The sequence below is a fragment of the Nocardia sp. PLKS1-43 genome (genome assembly GCF_059510335.1).
This window is the reverse complement of the sequence record NZ_JCAJZQ010000001.1, coordinates 586,725-600,819: the sequence shown is the minus strand read 5'-3', so window position 1 is coordinate 600,819 and position 14,095 is coordinate 586,725. Positions and strand designations below refer to the sequence as shown.

Genomic DNA, 14,095 nt, shown 5'->3' with positions numbered 1-14,095 from the left:
CGGCGAACGTCCTCACGCCTGGACCCCCTGATGCAGGTAGACGCCGTCCCGGCCGTCGTATTCGGTCAGCAGCACCGAGATGTCCTCACTACGCGAGGTGGGCACGTTCTTGCCCACGTAATCCGCGCGGATGGGTAGTTCACGATGGCCGCGGTCGATCAGCACCGCCAGCTGCACCGCGCGGGGGCGGCCCAGGTCACGCAGGCCGTCCAGGGCCGAGCGCACGCTGCGGCCGGAGAACAGCACGTCGTCGACCAGCACCACGAGCGCGTCTTCGATGCCGCCCTCGGGCACCGAGGTGCGCTCCAGCGGGCGATGCGGGCGATTGCGCAGATCGTCGCGATAGAGGGTGATGTCCAGCGAGCCGAGCGCGGGGCGCACGCCGGAGAACTCGTGGATGCGCTCGGTGAGCCGTTCCGCGAGAGTGGTTCCGCGGGTGGGAATTCCGATCAGCACCACGCGCGGCAGCGCCGGGTCGGTGGAATCCAGCGCGGTTTTCTCGATGATCTGGTGCGCCATTCGCGCGATGGTCCGGCCGACGTCCTGGGCGGAGAGCAACTCACGCCCGTCCTGAACCCGTTCGGGATCGTGCCGCTGCGAATATTCAGCGGCGTTCGGCCTGGCCGCGCTCTGTTCACCGGCGGCATCCGCGGGCCCTGCGTGGTCACGGTCGCGGCCGTCTTCGGGCCCGACGCGACTGCCACGCCCTTCGGGCACAGCCATGCCGACCTCCTTCCCCGCCTCACGGGACGGTCCGTTAAAGGATGTCTTTCGGGTCCCGAGCCTAGCAGTGCGACGGGTTCGCGCCCGCACCGCACCCCGCGGGCAATCGATGCGCACGCGGCAGGTCGATCGGATGTGCCGGCTTTCGCCGGGGTGATCCGCCACAGCGCTCGGACCAGCGGCTTCTGGGCGGGATTCGCAGGAATTCTCGCAGCCTTCGGGCTATTGCCCGGTTATCGCGGCCGCCGGCGAAATACCTCGGGGTCCGCTTCCGTGCCACGCGATGGGAGCAACCTCACACAGACGCGGCCCACCCGGACAGCGAGCCGCGCCGGAGGCATTCAAGATCGGCGAAGTCCCTACGGTACCTATCTTCATACGCCGTATATCGGAATGTGCGATGCTCGAGGTGTGCGCAACGATGCCGAATTCAGCGAGCCGCGCCGCGTGAGTTTCCGCGGCGTAGGTGGAATCACACTGGCCGGGGAGAGCTGGGGGCCCGAGGACGGGCCGCTGGCGGTTTTCCTGCACGGCGGCGGCCAGACCAGGCACTCCTGGAAGGACTCCGGGGCCGCGCTGGCCAAGGTCGGCCTGCGGGCGCTGCTGCTGGACGCGCGCGGGCACGGCGAGAGCGACTGGGCGCCCGACGGCGACTACTCACGCGAATCGATGACGGCCGATCTGCTCGGCATCCTCGCCGAACTGGACCGCCCCGCCATCATGGTGGGCGCGAGCATGGGCGGGCTGACCGCGCTGCTGGCCACCGACCGCCCCGGCAGCGAGCGCATCGCCGGACTGGTCATGGTCGACGTGGTGCCGCGCCCGGAACACGAAGGCGTGGAACGGGTCCTGAACTTCCTCGGCGGACATCAGGACGGATTCGCCTCCCTGGACGAGGCAGCCGACGCCGTGGCGGAGTACCTGCCGCACCGCACCCGCCCGCGCAGCAGCGAGGGGCTGCGCCGCAACCTGCGGCTGCGCGAGGACGGCCGGTGGTACTGGCACTGGGATCCGGCGATGATGTCGGGCAAGGTCGAGGACATCGAGGCGCACACCGTCGCGCTCGAGCAGGCCGCCCGCAAATTGAGCATGCCGGTATTGCTGGTGCGCGGCCGGCTGTCCGACGTGGTCAGCGAACAGGGCGTCGCGGATTTCCGCAGTCTGGTCCCGCAGCTGGAATACGTCGAGATCAGCGCCGCCGCCCACACCGCCGCCAGTGACGTCAACGACGAATTCTCCGATGCCGTGGTCGATTTCGTCCGCGCCCATCTCGGCGAACACCGGAGCTGAGCCCGCCGGACCACGGCGCGGGACCGAATGCGGTCCCGCTCATTCGCCCTCCCGCCCGGGCTGTACCGCAAGGCCCGCGAGCAGTACGTCGACCATGTGCCGGGCACGGTAGTCCGGGAAGGTTTCGGCCCCGATGCACAGGTTCCCGATCGCGATCATCAGTTCCAACGGGCGTACGTCCGCACGAAGACGGCCGGCGTCGACGCCGGCCCGCAGCAGTTCGCCGAGCACCGGGACCAGGCGATCGACGAATTCGGCGTGCAGACTCTCGAATCCGGCCTGGTCGGAATGCAGCGCCTCGGCCAGGCCGTGCTTGGTCACCAGGAAGTCCGTGAACCCGGCGACCCAGGCGCGCAGGGCCCGCTCGGGGTCCTCGATCGCGACGGTCGCGGCGGCCAGCCCGTCGACCTGATGCCGGAAGACCGCGACCACCAGGTCGGGGCGGGTGGGGAAATGCCGGTAGACGGTCCCCATTCCCACGCCCGCCTCCGCGGCGATATCCCGCACCGGAGCATCGACCCCCGCGCGGGCGAAGACGGTCGCGGCGGCGTCGAGAACGATCTGCGCGTTCCGGCGCGCATCGGACCGTTTGCGCCGCCCGGCGGCCTCGTCGTCAGCCGATGACATCGCGGGTACCTCCCAGGTTGCCAAGCGGAGCGTCGCTCCGTATATTTCTAACCGGAGCGTCGCTCCGGAACCTATTTTGCCAGATGGCCGTTTGCCTGCATCTGCGCTTCCATCCACGAGTGAGGACCACACTCATGCGTGACATCACACCAACACCCGCCACCGTCATCTCCGCCGCCCCGATCACGCTCGCCGCCCCGGATCGCGGCCGAGACCTGTCGGTACGGGTCACCGCGCCGGCGACCGGACGCGATCTGCCGGTCGTCGTCTTCTCGCACGGCATGACGCTGACCATGGACGATTACGCACCGCTGGCCCGATTCTGGGCCGCTCACGGTTTCGCGGTCATCCAGCCCACACATCTCGACTCCCTCGGCCTCGCCCCGGACGACCCGCGCACCCCGCTGATCTGGCGTATCCGGACCGCCGACCTGACCGGGATCCTCGACCAGCTCGGCGCGATCGAGGCCGCGGTCCCCGGATTGACCGGCCGCATCGATCGCGAGCGCGCCGCGGTCGCCGGACACTCGTGGGGCGCACAGACCGCGAGCACGCTGGCGGGCGCGCGAGTTCTGGACGGCGACACACCCGGCGAGAGCATGGCGGACTCGCGAATCGGCGCGGCGGTGCTGCTCAGTCTGCCCGGAACCGGCGGCCCGGACCTTTCCCCGATGGCCACCGAGTACTTCCCGTTCATGAGCCCCGATTTCGGGGAAATGAAGACCCCGAGCCTGGTCGTCGCCGGTGATCACGACCAATCCCCGCTGACCGTGCGCGGTCCGGATTGGTTCACCGACGGCTACCGGCTCGCCCCGGGCGCCACCGATCTGCTGACCCTCTTCGGCGCGGAACACGGACTCGGCGGCATCCAGGGCGCACACGACACTCGAACCACCGACGAAAGCCCCGAGCGCGTCGCGTTCGTCCAGGAAGCCACGCTGGCATATCTGCGCACCGCGCTGGGCCTCGACGACACCGCGTGGTCCGGGGTTCGCGACGCCCTGGCGTCGACCGGTGAGCCACTGGGCCGGATCGATTCGAAGTGACGACCGGGGTACACACCAGCACCCATCCGCATCGCGCACGGCACCGGACCGATCCAGTAGGGCGATGAGCCCGGTGCGAACCCGGCGAACAGGTACGGGCCGAGGAGCGGGTCGGCGCGCCGGGCGGTCCGGCGTCAGCCGCGGTCTCGCAGGAAGAGGGCGACGGCGTCGACGGCGAGCGCGTCGGCCAGCTCGGCCGGCGCCCTGCCCGAGGTGATGAGCGTGGCGACGCCCTGCAGCGTGGCGACCAGCAGCAGCCGCAACCGGTCGAGATCGCCGGGCGGGAGAGCGCCGACGCGCTGCCCCTCGGCGATCAATGCACCGGTGGCGGCGAACAACCGGACCGGCCCTTCTTCCGGAACAGCATGTCCCGCACGGGTTTTGGCGGCGAACATCAGGTCCATCAGCGCGCCGTCGTGGATGGCGAACCGGATGTAGGCCACGGCCGCGGCGCGCAGACGTGCCGGGTAGTCGTCGCCGCCGCGCTCGATCGCGGCGGCGATCTCATCGGCGAGGCGATCGAAGCCCACCCCGGCCAGCGCGTCCAGCAGGGCCTGCCGATCGGGGAAATGCCGGCGCGGCGCCGCACTGCTCACCCCGGCCCGCCGGGCCAGTTCGCGTAGCGACAAGCCATCGATGCCGCCGTCACGAAGGGTTCGCTCGGCCTCGGCGAGCAGCACCGACCGCAGATTCCCGTGGTGATAGGCGTGGTCGCTCATGGCCGTCAACCTTAGCATCCCAATGTACCCACCGATTACAATGTACCCATTGACTACAATGTAGCCAGTGAGTACATTAGCGGCATGACAACTTTTCATGGTGTGGACCTGACCGACCTGACCGGAACCACCGCGGTGGTGACCGGTGCCAACAGCGGAATCGGCCGATCGGTGTCACGGGCGCTGGCCGCCGCAGGCGCGCGAGTCGTCCTCGCGGTGCGCAGTGCCGAGCGAGGCCGCGCGGCCGCGCACGGAATCGACGGCATCACCGAAGTCCGTGAACTCGACCTGGCCGACCTCGAATCCGTGCGCACCTTCGCCGCGAACTGGAACGACCCGATCGACCTGCTGATCAACAACGCCGGCGTCTCGCCGTCGGCGCTGATTCGCACCGCCGACGGCTTCGAGTCCAAATTCGGCGTCAACCATCTCGGCCACTTCGCACTGACCAACCTGCTGCTGCCGCACGTCACCGGCCGCGTCGTCACGGTCGCCTCACAGGCCGAACGACTCGCCCAGCTCGACTTCGCGGACCTCAACTGGGAGCACCGGACCTATCAGCCTTCCCGGGCGTACAACGATTCCAAGCTCGCGAACATGCTGTTCACCGCGGAACTGCAACGCCGGTTGACCGCCGCGGGTTCGAGCGTCCGGGCGATCGCGGCCCACCCCGGCCTCGTCGCGACGAACATCTACCGGCAGGAGGGACCGCGCCGCGCGATGGACCTGGTGTGGTACATCGCGATCAAACTGCTGGCCCAGGACGCGGACCACGGCGCGCTGCCGGTGCTGTACGCCGCCGTGGCCGACCTTCCCGGCAACAGTTTCACCGGCCCCCGGCATCTCGCGCACATGCGTGGCGCCCCGCAACTCATCGACAGCTCCGAACCGGCCCGGGATCCCGATCTGGCCCGGCGCCTCTGGAACGCCTCCGAGCAGCTCACCGGCATCGGATTCCCGCTGCCCAGCCCGACCGGCACGCGGTGACATCCCCGCGCACACCGGGCGAGCTTCACGTCCGCCGCAACCGCCTGATGCCGCGCCGGCATCAGGGCGGCGGACGCAGCAGGGCGCGTATCGCCGACGGCGGGTAGCCGACCTGCGCGCGCAGCGTGCGTGCGAGGTGGGCCTGGTCGGCGAACCCCAGCTCCGCGGCGATGTCGGCCAGGCTGCGACTGGAATGCTCGATCGCGTCCAGGGCGCGCGCGACGCGAAAACGATTGCGGTAGGCGGTGATCGACTCGCCCATCTCACGCGAGAACGCGCGGCTCAACCGGTAGGGCGAGACCGCCAATCGCTCCGCCAGCGGCACCAGCCCGGCCGCGGCCGGGTCCCGCTCCCGGATCGCCTCCCGCGCGCGTGCGACGAGTCCGCGGTCGCGACGCCCGGAGGCATTCGGGATCGATCCGGGAACCGCGCGCCGCACCGCGACCCCCAGCAACCCGATCAACTCCTCGGCCAGCGCGAAATCCGGATCACCGGACCGGGCCGCGGCCAGACATCGCCGATGCGCGAGGTCCAGGCGTCCGTCCACGGCGAGTGCCGCCGCGGTCACGTCTCCGGCGCCGGCCAGCGACCGCCACAGCGCGGAATCCACCGTGATGGAGGTGCACACATCGCCGCCCGCCGGATGCTCGTACTGCTCCGGCTGCCCCGGTGTCGCCAGATAGCCGCACAGCCGGTCCAGTTCGGCGGTTCCGGCGTGTCCGCGCCTGCGGAACCGGCCGCCGCGCACCAGAACCAGCCGATGCGCCGACGGCGAATCCGGCTCCGACCACCCCATGTGCCGCCCGTCGCACACGACCGCGTGCACGGCATAGCGCGGCCGCACGGCCAGAGCGGTGGAAGTGAGCACGGCCCGACGGTACGCCGGCGGTACGACAGGTCCGCAGGCGCAAGAATGTTCAAGACGTGAGCCGCATCCGCGCGACACACTCGCACGGTCCCCGGGCAACACCGCTGCCCACCGCTTCATATCCTACGGAGAGATGAAATGGCAACCGTCCGAACGGAATTCGAGGTCGCGGCCGACGCCGCCGACATCTGGGCGGTGATCCGCCGATTCGACACCGGCCCACTGCGCATGGCACCGGGATTCGTCACCGGCTGCACCGCCGACGGCGATCATCGCTCGGTCACCTTCGCGGACGGCACCGTCGTGCGCGAACGGCTGGTCTCCATCGACGAGGAGCGCATGCGTGTGGCCTACAGCGTCGTCGGCGGCGACGTGCGGCCCGAACACGACAACGCCGTCATGCGGGTGATCCCGCTCGCCCCGGGGCGCAGCCGATTCCTGTGGCTGCGCGACCTGCTGCCCGCCGAATCGGCCGGCGCCTCCCTGGCCTCGATGCGCGCGGGCGGCGAATACATCAAACGGACCTTCGAGGCACACCACGACGACATCGATGCTTGAACATATGTTCGATAGAACGTAGATTCGAGCGCATGTCGGTGCCGTTACAAGGATCGTTGCTCGACGGATTCGAGGAGATCACGCTCGGTCCGCTCGACGGTGTGCGCCGGGTGCGCCTGTCCGGCGGCGCGTGGATCGACGTGCTGCCGGGCTGGCTCGGCGGCGCCGATCTGCTGTTCGATCGGCTCGTCTCGGCGGTCCCGTGGCGCGCCGATCGACGGCAGATGTACGACCGGGTGGTCGACGTGCCGCGGTTGCTGCGGTTCTACGAGGAGGGACGGGAACTGCCGGATCCGTCGCTGGAGGCCGCGCGAATCGCCTTGAGCGAGCACTACTTCGACGAACTGGGCGAACCCTTCCGCACGGCCGGGCTGTGTTATTACCGGGACGGCGCGGACAGCGTCGCCTGGCACGGCGACACTTCCGGCCGGGGCGCGACCCACGACACCATGGTTGCCATCGTGTCGGTCGGCGCGCCCCGCGCCCTGCTGCTGCGTCCCCGCGGCGGCGGCGAAAGTCTGCGTTATCCGCTGGGTCACGGCGATCTGATCGTCATGGGCGGATCGTGCCAGCGGACCTGGGAGCACGCGGTGCCCAAGACCCGCCGTGCGGTCGGGCCGCGCATCAGCATCCAGTTCCGGCCGCGGGGCGTGCGCTGAGCCGCGCTCCCCGCGCTGCAACACCCGCCCGATCCCCTTTCGGTCACCGTAATTTCGCCTACCGATGGGTCACTTCGTCGGCGCCGCCCGATAGATTGGGGGTATGAACGCGACAGGGGCGGGGATTCTGGCGGTGATGCCGCTGCACACGATCAGCGAGGTGCACGGCGAGGAAGGGCTGCGCCGCAGACTCGAACTCGAATCGGCGAAACTGTCCGAACCCGAACGCGTCGGCGCGGCACTCGAATTGGTCTCGGACCTGCATCGCGACGACCGGTACGGCCGCGAACCCTATCTGAGCCACCTACTGCGCGTGGCGATTCGAATCGTCAGTCACTACGAGGTGCACGATACCGATCTGGTCGTAGCGGGCCTGCTGCACGACGCGGTGGAGGATCACGCCCCCGAGCTCGCGCGCGCCGGAGCCGGCTCCGAGACCGAGGCCGCCTTGGCCGCGGTGCGCGAGCGGTTCGGCGCGCGGGTCGCCGAACTGGTCGCCGCGGTCACCAATCCGGCCCGTGAGCCGGGTATCGATCGCAATCATCAATACCGTGCGCACATTGCCGCCAGCTTGGAGCGCGATCCGTGGGCGCGGGTGGTGAAGCTCTCCGACTTCACCGACAACGGTGTCGGCATCCTGTATGCCACCAGCCCGGCCATGGAACGCCTGGCGGTCAAATATCGTCCGCTCACCAGCGTCTATCGCGATCTGGTCACCCGCCCCGACACCCCTTTGGCCGAACACGTCAAGCAGCACATACTCGATCAGCTCGACCTGGCGGACGAGCGTTTCGCCGCCATTCTGCAGGAGAACTGACTTCCGCTGCCGCTGCGCCCGAGAGTGATTCGGTCCGTCGCGCGCCGGTGATCCGCCACCCTTTCGGATGATTCGGGGTGCGGTGCGGCCGAGAACGCGAGACCATCACCGGGCTCGGCGTTTGGCGAATGGAAGGACCTCCGGCGGATGAACGGCATCGATCGGATCGCGACGAACCTGGAGTCACACCTCACGATCACGGTGCTCGCCGCCCTCGGCGTCGTCGTGGTCGTATGCGGTGCGGTCTGGGCCGTGCGATCGGCCCGGCGTCGTGGACTCACCGGAGAACAGGCCGGCACCCTGCTCGCGGCCGCGATCGCGACGGGGGTCAGCGCGCAGGGCATGTGGGTGTTCTTCGACAAATCACTGCACCTGACGTTGTCGCTGCGCATCATGTTCTTCGCCTTCCTGGAGATCATGGTGCTGACCTCGGCGCTGCGGGCCCGCAGTGCCCAACAGGTCAGCGGCAGCGCCGGTATCGACGGCGTCGCGATGTGGGTGCTGACCTGCCTGTCCGCGGTGCTGGCGGCCACCGATGCGGACAATGCGGGCACGGTGCTGATCCGGCTGTCCGCACCTCTGGTCGCGGCATGGGGATGGGAACGCAGCATGGCCCTCGAACGTCGCCGCAGCGGCACGCTGGGCGGAATCAATTGGCGGATCACCCCCGAACGCGTCCTGATCCGGCTCGGCATCGCCGATCCCACCGACCGCACCGCCGGGGAGGCCGCCCGCCAGCGCCGCCTGATCGACGTCGCCCTCGCCGCGGATCACGCCCGGACCCTGCGGGCGACCGGCGCCGGTCCGCGACGGATCAATCGCGCCCGGCGCCACCTGCAACGGGTCATGCGCCGCGCGGTCGAGGACGGCGGGCTGGTGGACAACGCCCGCTCGCCGCGCACCGTGCTGATGGACAATCTGCGCGTACTGTCCGGCACCGGCGCACTCGTGGATCTCGACCTGCCCAGTCCGTGGACCCTCGACGAGGAACCCGGCACGGCGGACGCGGTCCTGTTCGCCGCCCCGGCGCTCCCGGCCTCGGGTGCGGCGGCTCCCGCCACGCTCGCTGCACAGTCGACGCCGACCTCCGCCTCGCGGCCGGACATGCCGGAAACGTCTGGCGCGCAGTCGCTGTCAGGGGAGCGGACCGCATCGTCCGACGGGTCGGCGCCGCCGACCGCCATGCCGGAAGACGGCCGGGCGCAAGACGATCCGCGGATTCCGGCATCGGAGGGGCCTGTTTCGCCTGCGGCGCAACCTGTCCCGCCGACCGGGGCGCGAGGTTCTACCCCGTCCACCGCGGGCGGTGTGCAGCGGCCGCAGGCAACCGAGCAGCCTGTTCCGGCGAGCGCGCGGCTCCGGGAAACAGGACAACCGTTCTCCGCGCCGGAGCAGGCTCGGCAAGCAGGCCGGCCACTTCCGGCGCAGCAGCTGAGCCAACCGGCCTCGGCGACCGACCAGGCACAGGCAGACGCCCAACCGCAATCGACATCTCCGCAGACACCGGAGGCGGGCGGACAAATCCCGGGAACGGCAGCGGGCCAACCGATTCCGGCCGATACCCGGACACCGGAACAATCCCCCGCGCCCGCACGGATTCCCGACCCGAACCAGCCGACCCCGGCCACGGCACAGAGCCCGGACGCGGACCGAGCACTCCCCCGGACCGCGCAGACTCCGCCCAGCGAACAGGACCTCTCGGCGGCGAGGCAAACGCTGCCGACGGTGCAGCCGCCGACGAATGCACCGTGGACATGGCATGCGGGACAAGACCTTTCGCCGACGGCACCGGAGTCACCGGAACAGCCGCCGGCGGACGCCGCACGCGCGGCGCTCGGGAATCACGGCGCCGAGCCCCGGGAGCTGGAGTTCACCGAACCTGCCGGACGGTATACGGCAACGGCGACGCCGACCGCCTCGTCGCAGTCCGAAACCACCCAGGCGAACCGTCAGTACCGCCGAGATCCCGCATTCCGCGAGCGGGTGCGCGAACTGCACGCGATCAACGCACCCACCAGCGAGATCGCGGCGCAGCTCGGTACGAGTTCACGCACCATCCGGCGCATCCTGGCGGATCTGGACGCCGAATCCGGCAACTCCACACGGCAGAGCCGGAATCCGGCCCAGGCCGCGGTATCCAACTGGCACAACGGTTTCCGTGTCCTGCCCGGTGGAAACGGCACCGCCGCGAACGGATCGGGTGGCGGCAAGGACACCGCCGACGAGCGCACGCCGCAGCGAGCCGATCGCTCGGCGGAGAAATGACCGCGCGGGTCAGAAGTGGTCGCGGGAGAGAATGAAGAAGTACGGGTCGCTCATCCCGCGCATATCCATCACGCCGAGCAGGGTGTCCCCGTCGACCAGGCGGAAGCAGTCGATGATCGGCAGATGGTCGTACACCATCGCCGCGCCGACCTTGCCGCGGTATTCGAGGTCGCGCAGTCGGGCACACGGCGATCCCGCGCGCAGCAGCGGGCGCAGCAGCGGCAGCAGTCGCCGGCAGAATCGGACACCGGCCAGCGGGATCCGGCCCGCGAGCGCGAGCGGCACACGGCGCGGGTCGACCGGGAAGATCCGCTCATCCGGGCCGGCGAACAGCAGCGGCTGCACGCTGTCGGCGCTGTCGAATTGTTTACCGTACCAACCGGATCCGACCAGCACACCCTTCCACGGATGTCCGGTGTCCAGCTCGCCGCCGCGCCACCGGCCGGTGGTGACCTCCTCCACGCGCACCCCGGGGAGGCTGTCGAACAGTTCCCACGCCTGCTGCGGTGTGCAACCCGCGCCGCGCAGCTCGTCCAGCCGCGCCGCGGGTGTACCGGTACCGGCCACGCCAGCCTCCTCGATTCGTGCGAAAGAGAACAATCGGTCCTCACAATATCTCGACACGCCGAGACTTCGAACACGTCCGCCCCGACGGTGATCTCGCAATGTCCCCGGAGTCATTGCCCCGCCGCACATCAATCGACGACACCCCGGGTCTCGTCCGGTCTGCCCGGCGACGCGCACCGGTCGCCGGGCGGAAACGCAGATCCGCGAATGCTCTTGACCTCGAGCACGCTCGAGGTATGAGGATGGTGCGCGACCCCGGTCCGCGCATCCGCCCGATGCGGTCGCGGAACACCCCGCCGTCCTCTCGTACACCCGTCGGCGGGGTTCCGGGGCGCATCCTCGCCCCCGCGGTTCGCACCGGATGCGGCAACGCCTGGTCGCTACGCTGGATCGTGTGCAGTCGAGCCTTCTGTCACAAGTCGCCGCCGCCAACGACCTGACCGGCCGCTGGTGCGACCGGGCGGGAGGTGACGACTTCGTTTTGTCGGGCTGCGGAATCTGGCCGCTCCTGGGCATTCTCGCCGACGCCGCCGACGAACCCGCGCGCTCGGAACTCGCCGCCGCGGCTTCGCTCGCGCCCGCCGAGTCCCGGGCGGCCGCGCTGGCCCTGCTCCGCGAACTCGCGGACGCCGACTCGACCTCCGCCGCGCTCGGCGTCTGGGTACGCCCGGACCTTCCGCTGCACGAGGCATGGGTGCGCGGCCTGCCCGAGGGCACCGTCGAGAAACTGACCGGCCGGCCCGCCCTGGACGCCTGGGCCGACGAGCACACCCGCGGTCTGATCGATCGTTTCCCGCTCGAGGTGCAGCCCGACACGCTGATGGTTCTGGCCACCGCGATCGTCGCGAAGACGGCGTGGCGCACGCCGTTCCACGACGATGTACTCGAACCCACGTCGGGCCCGTGGGCGGGCCACCGTGGGCCCGCACTGTCCCGAGATTGCGAAACCCGCACCGACGCCGCCCTTCTCGCCGCATCCACGCCGGTGACGCGAGTTGTCGTGCGGGGCACCGGCGACCTGGACGTTCATCTCCTGCTCGGTGACGCCTCCCCCGCGGAGGTGCTGCGAGCCGGACTCGGCGTCCTCGACGGCTCGATCGAGGCGCACACCGTGCTGCGGGTCGGCGACACCGGACCCGGGCTGACCGTCCGCCGAACCCGCGCGACGGCCGATACGCTGCGAATCCACTTGCCGCCGTTCGAAATCCACTCCTCCCACGATCTGCTCGAGCACCGCGATCTGTTCGGCCTGCGCACCGCGACCGATCCGCGCACCGGCCACTTCCCGGCGCTGTCGGACACTCCGCTGCGCATCGATGGCGCCGCCCAGAACGTGCGTGCCCGATTCACCCGGGAGGGTTTCGAGGCTGCCGCGGTCACCGCCACCCGCATGGTGCGCGCGGTCGCCTTCCAACGCCCGCACAGCACCGTCGAGACAGCAGTCACGTTCGATCGGCCCTTCGGATTCCTCGCCGTCCACCGCCCTACCGGCCTGGTCGTGGTCGCGGGCTGGGTCGCCCGGCCCGTGCTGTAGTGGCCTGCCGGAGTCCGCCGCCGACCGGACCGGCAATTCCTTCGAGTCCCGCACCGGTCGCGGCCCGCCCTTCGGACGTCCCGCCAGGACCGGGCGGAACATGTCGGCGGGCTCTGGGATGATGGCTGCGATGCCCGAGCAGACCGAAGTCGACCAGCGGACCACCACCGCACGAACACTGTCGATATCCGCGAGACTGCGCCGGATAGCTCTGCTGGACTGGATTCGCATCGGGCTGCTGGTCGCCGGATTGCTCTGTGTCGCAACGGGATTGCTGCCACGCGCCGAGGCCGCGAGCAATATGCGCCGGATCGCGCCGCTGCTGTTGTTCCTGACCAGTGTGATCATTCTGGCTCAGCTGGCCCGGCGAGCGCGGGTGTTCGATGTGATCGCGCATCGGGTGGCGATCCTCGGGGCCGGAAATTACCCCGCCCTGTTCGTGCTGTGCGTGCTGTTCGCCACCGCGACCACCACATTGCTCAACCTCGACACGACAGCGGTGCTGCTCACTCCGGTCATGCTGGCGCTGGCCCGGCCCGCGCGGATCGCGCCGTTGCCGCTGGCCATGACCACGCTGTGGCTGGCCAATACCGCGAGCCTGCTGCTGCCGGTATCGAATCTGACCAATCTGCTCGCGGCGAACCGCGTCGGTCTCGACGGCGTCGGATTCGCCGCACGCATGTGGGCGCCGCAACTGGCCTCGGTGCTGATGACGATGCTCGCGCTGTGGATCTGGTACTGGCGGCGAGGCCGTCGTGGGGCGGATCGCTACACTCCCCCGCAGCCGGTGCGCGCGGCCGACGCCCGTGAACGCATCCTGATGGGCGTCACCGCGGGTGCGTGCCTGCTGTTCGTGGCCGCCATCCCGATCGTCGGCGACAGCATCGGCCTGGCCGCAGCCGCGGCGGCGCTGCTGGCGATGGCGGCGTTCGCCATCCTGGACCGTCGTGTGTTGCGCTGGTCACTGATCCCCTGGCAGCTGTTGATCTTCGTGGTCGGATTGTTCCTGGTGGTGCCCACGCTGAGCCGGTTCGGACTCGGCACGCTGATGCACACCCTGATCGGCGACGACCCCGGTGTCTCGGGGGCGCTGCGCGCCGCGGCCGCCGGAACCGGGCTGTCCAATGTCGCCAACAACCTGCCCGCCTACACCGCGGGCGAAGCGGTGATAACTCCGGGTAATCGAAATCAGTTGCTGGCCTTGCTGATCGGCACGAACGTCGGATCGGTGGTCACGCCATGGGCATCCCTGGCCACGCTGCTGTGCCTGGAGTTCTGCCGCACCCATGGCGTGCGGGTGCCGATGCGCCGATTCCTGGCCACCGGGCTCGCGCTGGCCGTCACCGCGACCGCGGCCGCGGTCGGCGCGCTGCTGATCACCGGTTGAGCGACTCAGATAAATCTTTTCGCTGGATGTTTGCGGACCATGGCATGC

The 14,095-nt window shown here is 69.8% G+C and carries 14 protein-coding genes; 9 read left to right on the top strand and 5 right to left on the bottom strand.

All coding sequences use genetic code 11. The features are described from left to right. Positions 1-12 precede the first annotated feature (12 nt). On the bottom strand, positions 13-723 hold the full coding sequence (gene pyrR / locus AC5WS7_RS02815) for a bifunctional pyr operon transcriptional regulator/uracil phosphoribosyltransferase PyrR (protein WP_495952742.1): 711 nt from the start codon (positions 721-723) through the stop codon (positions 13-15). A 411-nt stretch (positions 724-1,134) separates the two neighbouring features. On the opposite strand from pyrR, the gene AC5WS7_RS02810 reads away from it, so the two are divergent. Next, positions 1,135-2,013 carry an alpha/beta fold hydrolase gene (locus AC5WS7_RS02810; RefSeq protein ID WP_495952741.1) on the top strand — a complete coding sequence of 293 codons (879 nt, stop codon included), beginning with the start codon at positions 1,135-1,137 and terminating at the stop codon, positions 2,011-2,013. 39 nt (positions 2,014-2,052) lie between these two features. Here AC5WS7_RS02810 and AC5WS7_RS02805 read toward each other — a convergent pair whose 3' ends face one another. Further along, positions 2,053-2,640 (bottom strand): TetR/AcrR family transcriptional regulator, encoded by a 588-nt coding sequence (locus AC5WS7_RS02805; RefSeq protein ID WP_495952740.1) that lies wholly within the window; start codon positions 2,638-2,640, stop codon positions 2,053-2,055. A gap of 134 nt (positions 2,641-2,774) precedes the next feature. Between AC5WS7_RS02805 and AC5WS7_RS02800 the strand changes: the two genes are divergently transcribed. Then, positions 2,775-3,686 carry an alpha/beta hydrolase family protein gene (locus AC5WS7_RS02800; RefSeq protein ID WP_495952739.1) on the top strand — a complete coding sequence of 304 codons (912 nt, stop codon included), beginning with the start codon at positions 2,775-2,777 and terminating at the stop codon, positions 3,684-3,686. A 134-nt stretch (positions 3,687-3,820) separates the two neighbouring features. On the opposite strand, the gene AC5WS7_RS02795 is transcribed toward AC5WS7_RS02800, so the two are convergent. Beyond that, positions 3,821-4,405, bottom strand: coding sequence for a TetR/AcrR family transcriptional regulator (locus tag AC5WS7_RS02795; protein ID WP_495952738.1), 585 nt, complete (start codon positions 4,403-4,405; stop codon positions 3,821-3,823). An 84-nt stretch (positions 4,406-4,489) separates the two neighbouring features. On the opposite strand from AC5WS7_RS02795, the gene AC5WS7_RS02790 reads away from it, so the two are divergent. Beyond that, positions 4,490-5,392, top strand: a complete 903-nt coding sequence (locus tag AC5WS7_RS02790) for an oxidoreductase (protein WP_495952737.1) — start codon at positions 4,490-4,492, stop codon at positions 5,390-5,392. Between the two features lie 61 nt (positions 5,393-5,453). Here the strand turns inward: AC5WS7_RS02790 and AC5WS7_RS02785 are convergent, their stop codons facing one another. Next, on the bottom strand, positions 5,454-6,260 hold the full coding sequence (locus AC5WS7_RS02785) for a helix-turn-helix domain-containing protein (protein ID WP_495952736.1): 807 nt from the start codon (positions 6,258-6,260) through the stop codon (positions 5,454-5,456). A 138-nt stretch (positions 6,261-6,398) separates the two neighbouring features. On the opposite strand from AC5WS7_RS02785, the gene AC5WS7_RS02780 reads away from it, so the two are divergent. From AC5WS7_RS02780 to AC5WS7_RS02765, 4 genes are all read left to right on the top strand, one after another. Then, positions 6,399-6,818 (top strand): SRPBCC family protein, encoded by a 420-nt coding sequence (locus AC5WS7_RS02780; RefSeq protein WP_495952735.1) that lies wholly within the window; start codon positions 6,399-6,401, stop codon positions 6,816-6,818. A 32-nt stretch (positions 6,819-6,850) separates the two neighbouring features. Continuing rightward, complete coding sequence (locus tag AC5WS7_RS02775) at positions 6,851-7,477, top strand: alpha-ketoglutarate-dependent dioxygenase AlkB (protein WP_495952734.1); 627 nt, start codon at positions 6,851-6,853, stop codon at positions 7,475-7,477. Between the two features lie 103 nt (positions 7,478-7,580). Then, positions 7,581-8,294, top strand: coding sequence for an HD domain-containing protein (locus AC5WS7_RS02770; protein WP_495952733.1), 714 nt, complete (start codon positions 7,581-7,583; stop codon positions 8,292-8,294). A gap of 147 nt (positions 8,295-8,441) precedes the next feature. Next, entirely contained in the window at positions 8,442-10,559 is a 2,118-nt protein-coding gene (locus AC5WS7_RS02765) for a hypothetical protein (protein WP_495952732.1), read from the top strand. A gap of 9 nt (positions 10,560-10,568) precedes the next feature. Here the strand turns inward: AC5WS7_RS02765 and AC5WS7_RS02760 are convergent, their stop codons facing one another. Beyond that, the gene (locus AC5WS7_RS02760) at positions 10,569-11,126 is read right to left on the bottom strand and encodes a DUF4334 domain-containing protein (protein ID WP_495952731.1); all 558 of its coding nucleotides are present in this window, start codon (positions 11,124-11,126) and stop codon (positions 10,569-10,571) included. Between the two features lie 394 nt (positions 11,127-11,520). Between AC5WS7_RS02760 and AC5WS7_RS02755 the strand changes: the two genes are divergently transcribed. Continuing rightward, entirely contained in the window at positions 11,521-12,660 is a 1,140-nt protein-coding gene (locus tag AC5WS7_RS02755; protein WP_495952730.1) for a serpin family protein, read from the top strand. A 130-nt stretch (positions 12,661-12,790) separates the two neighbouring features. Beyond that, positions 12,791-14,047, top strand: coding sequence for an SLC13 family permease (locus tag AC5WS7_RS02750; protein ID WP_495952729.1), 1,257 nt, complete (start codon positions 12,791-12,793; stop codon positions 14,045-14,047). Positions 14,048-14,095: the final 48 nt, after the last annotated feature.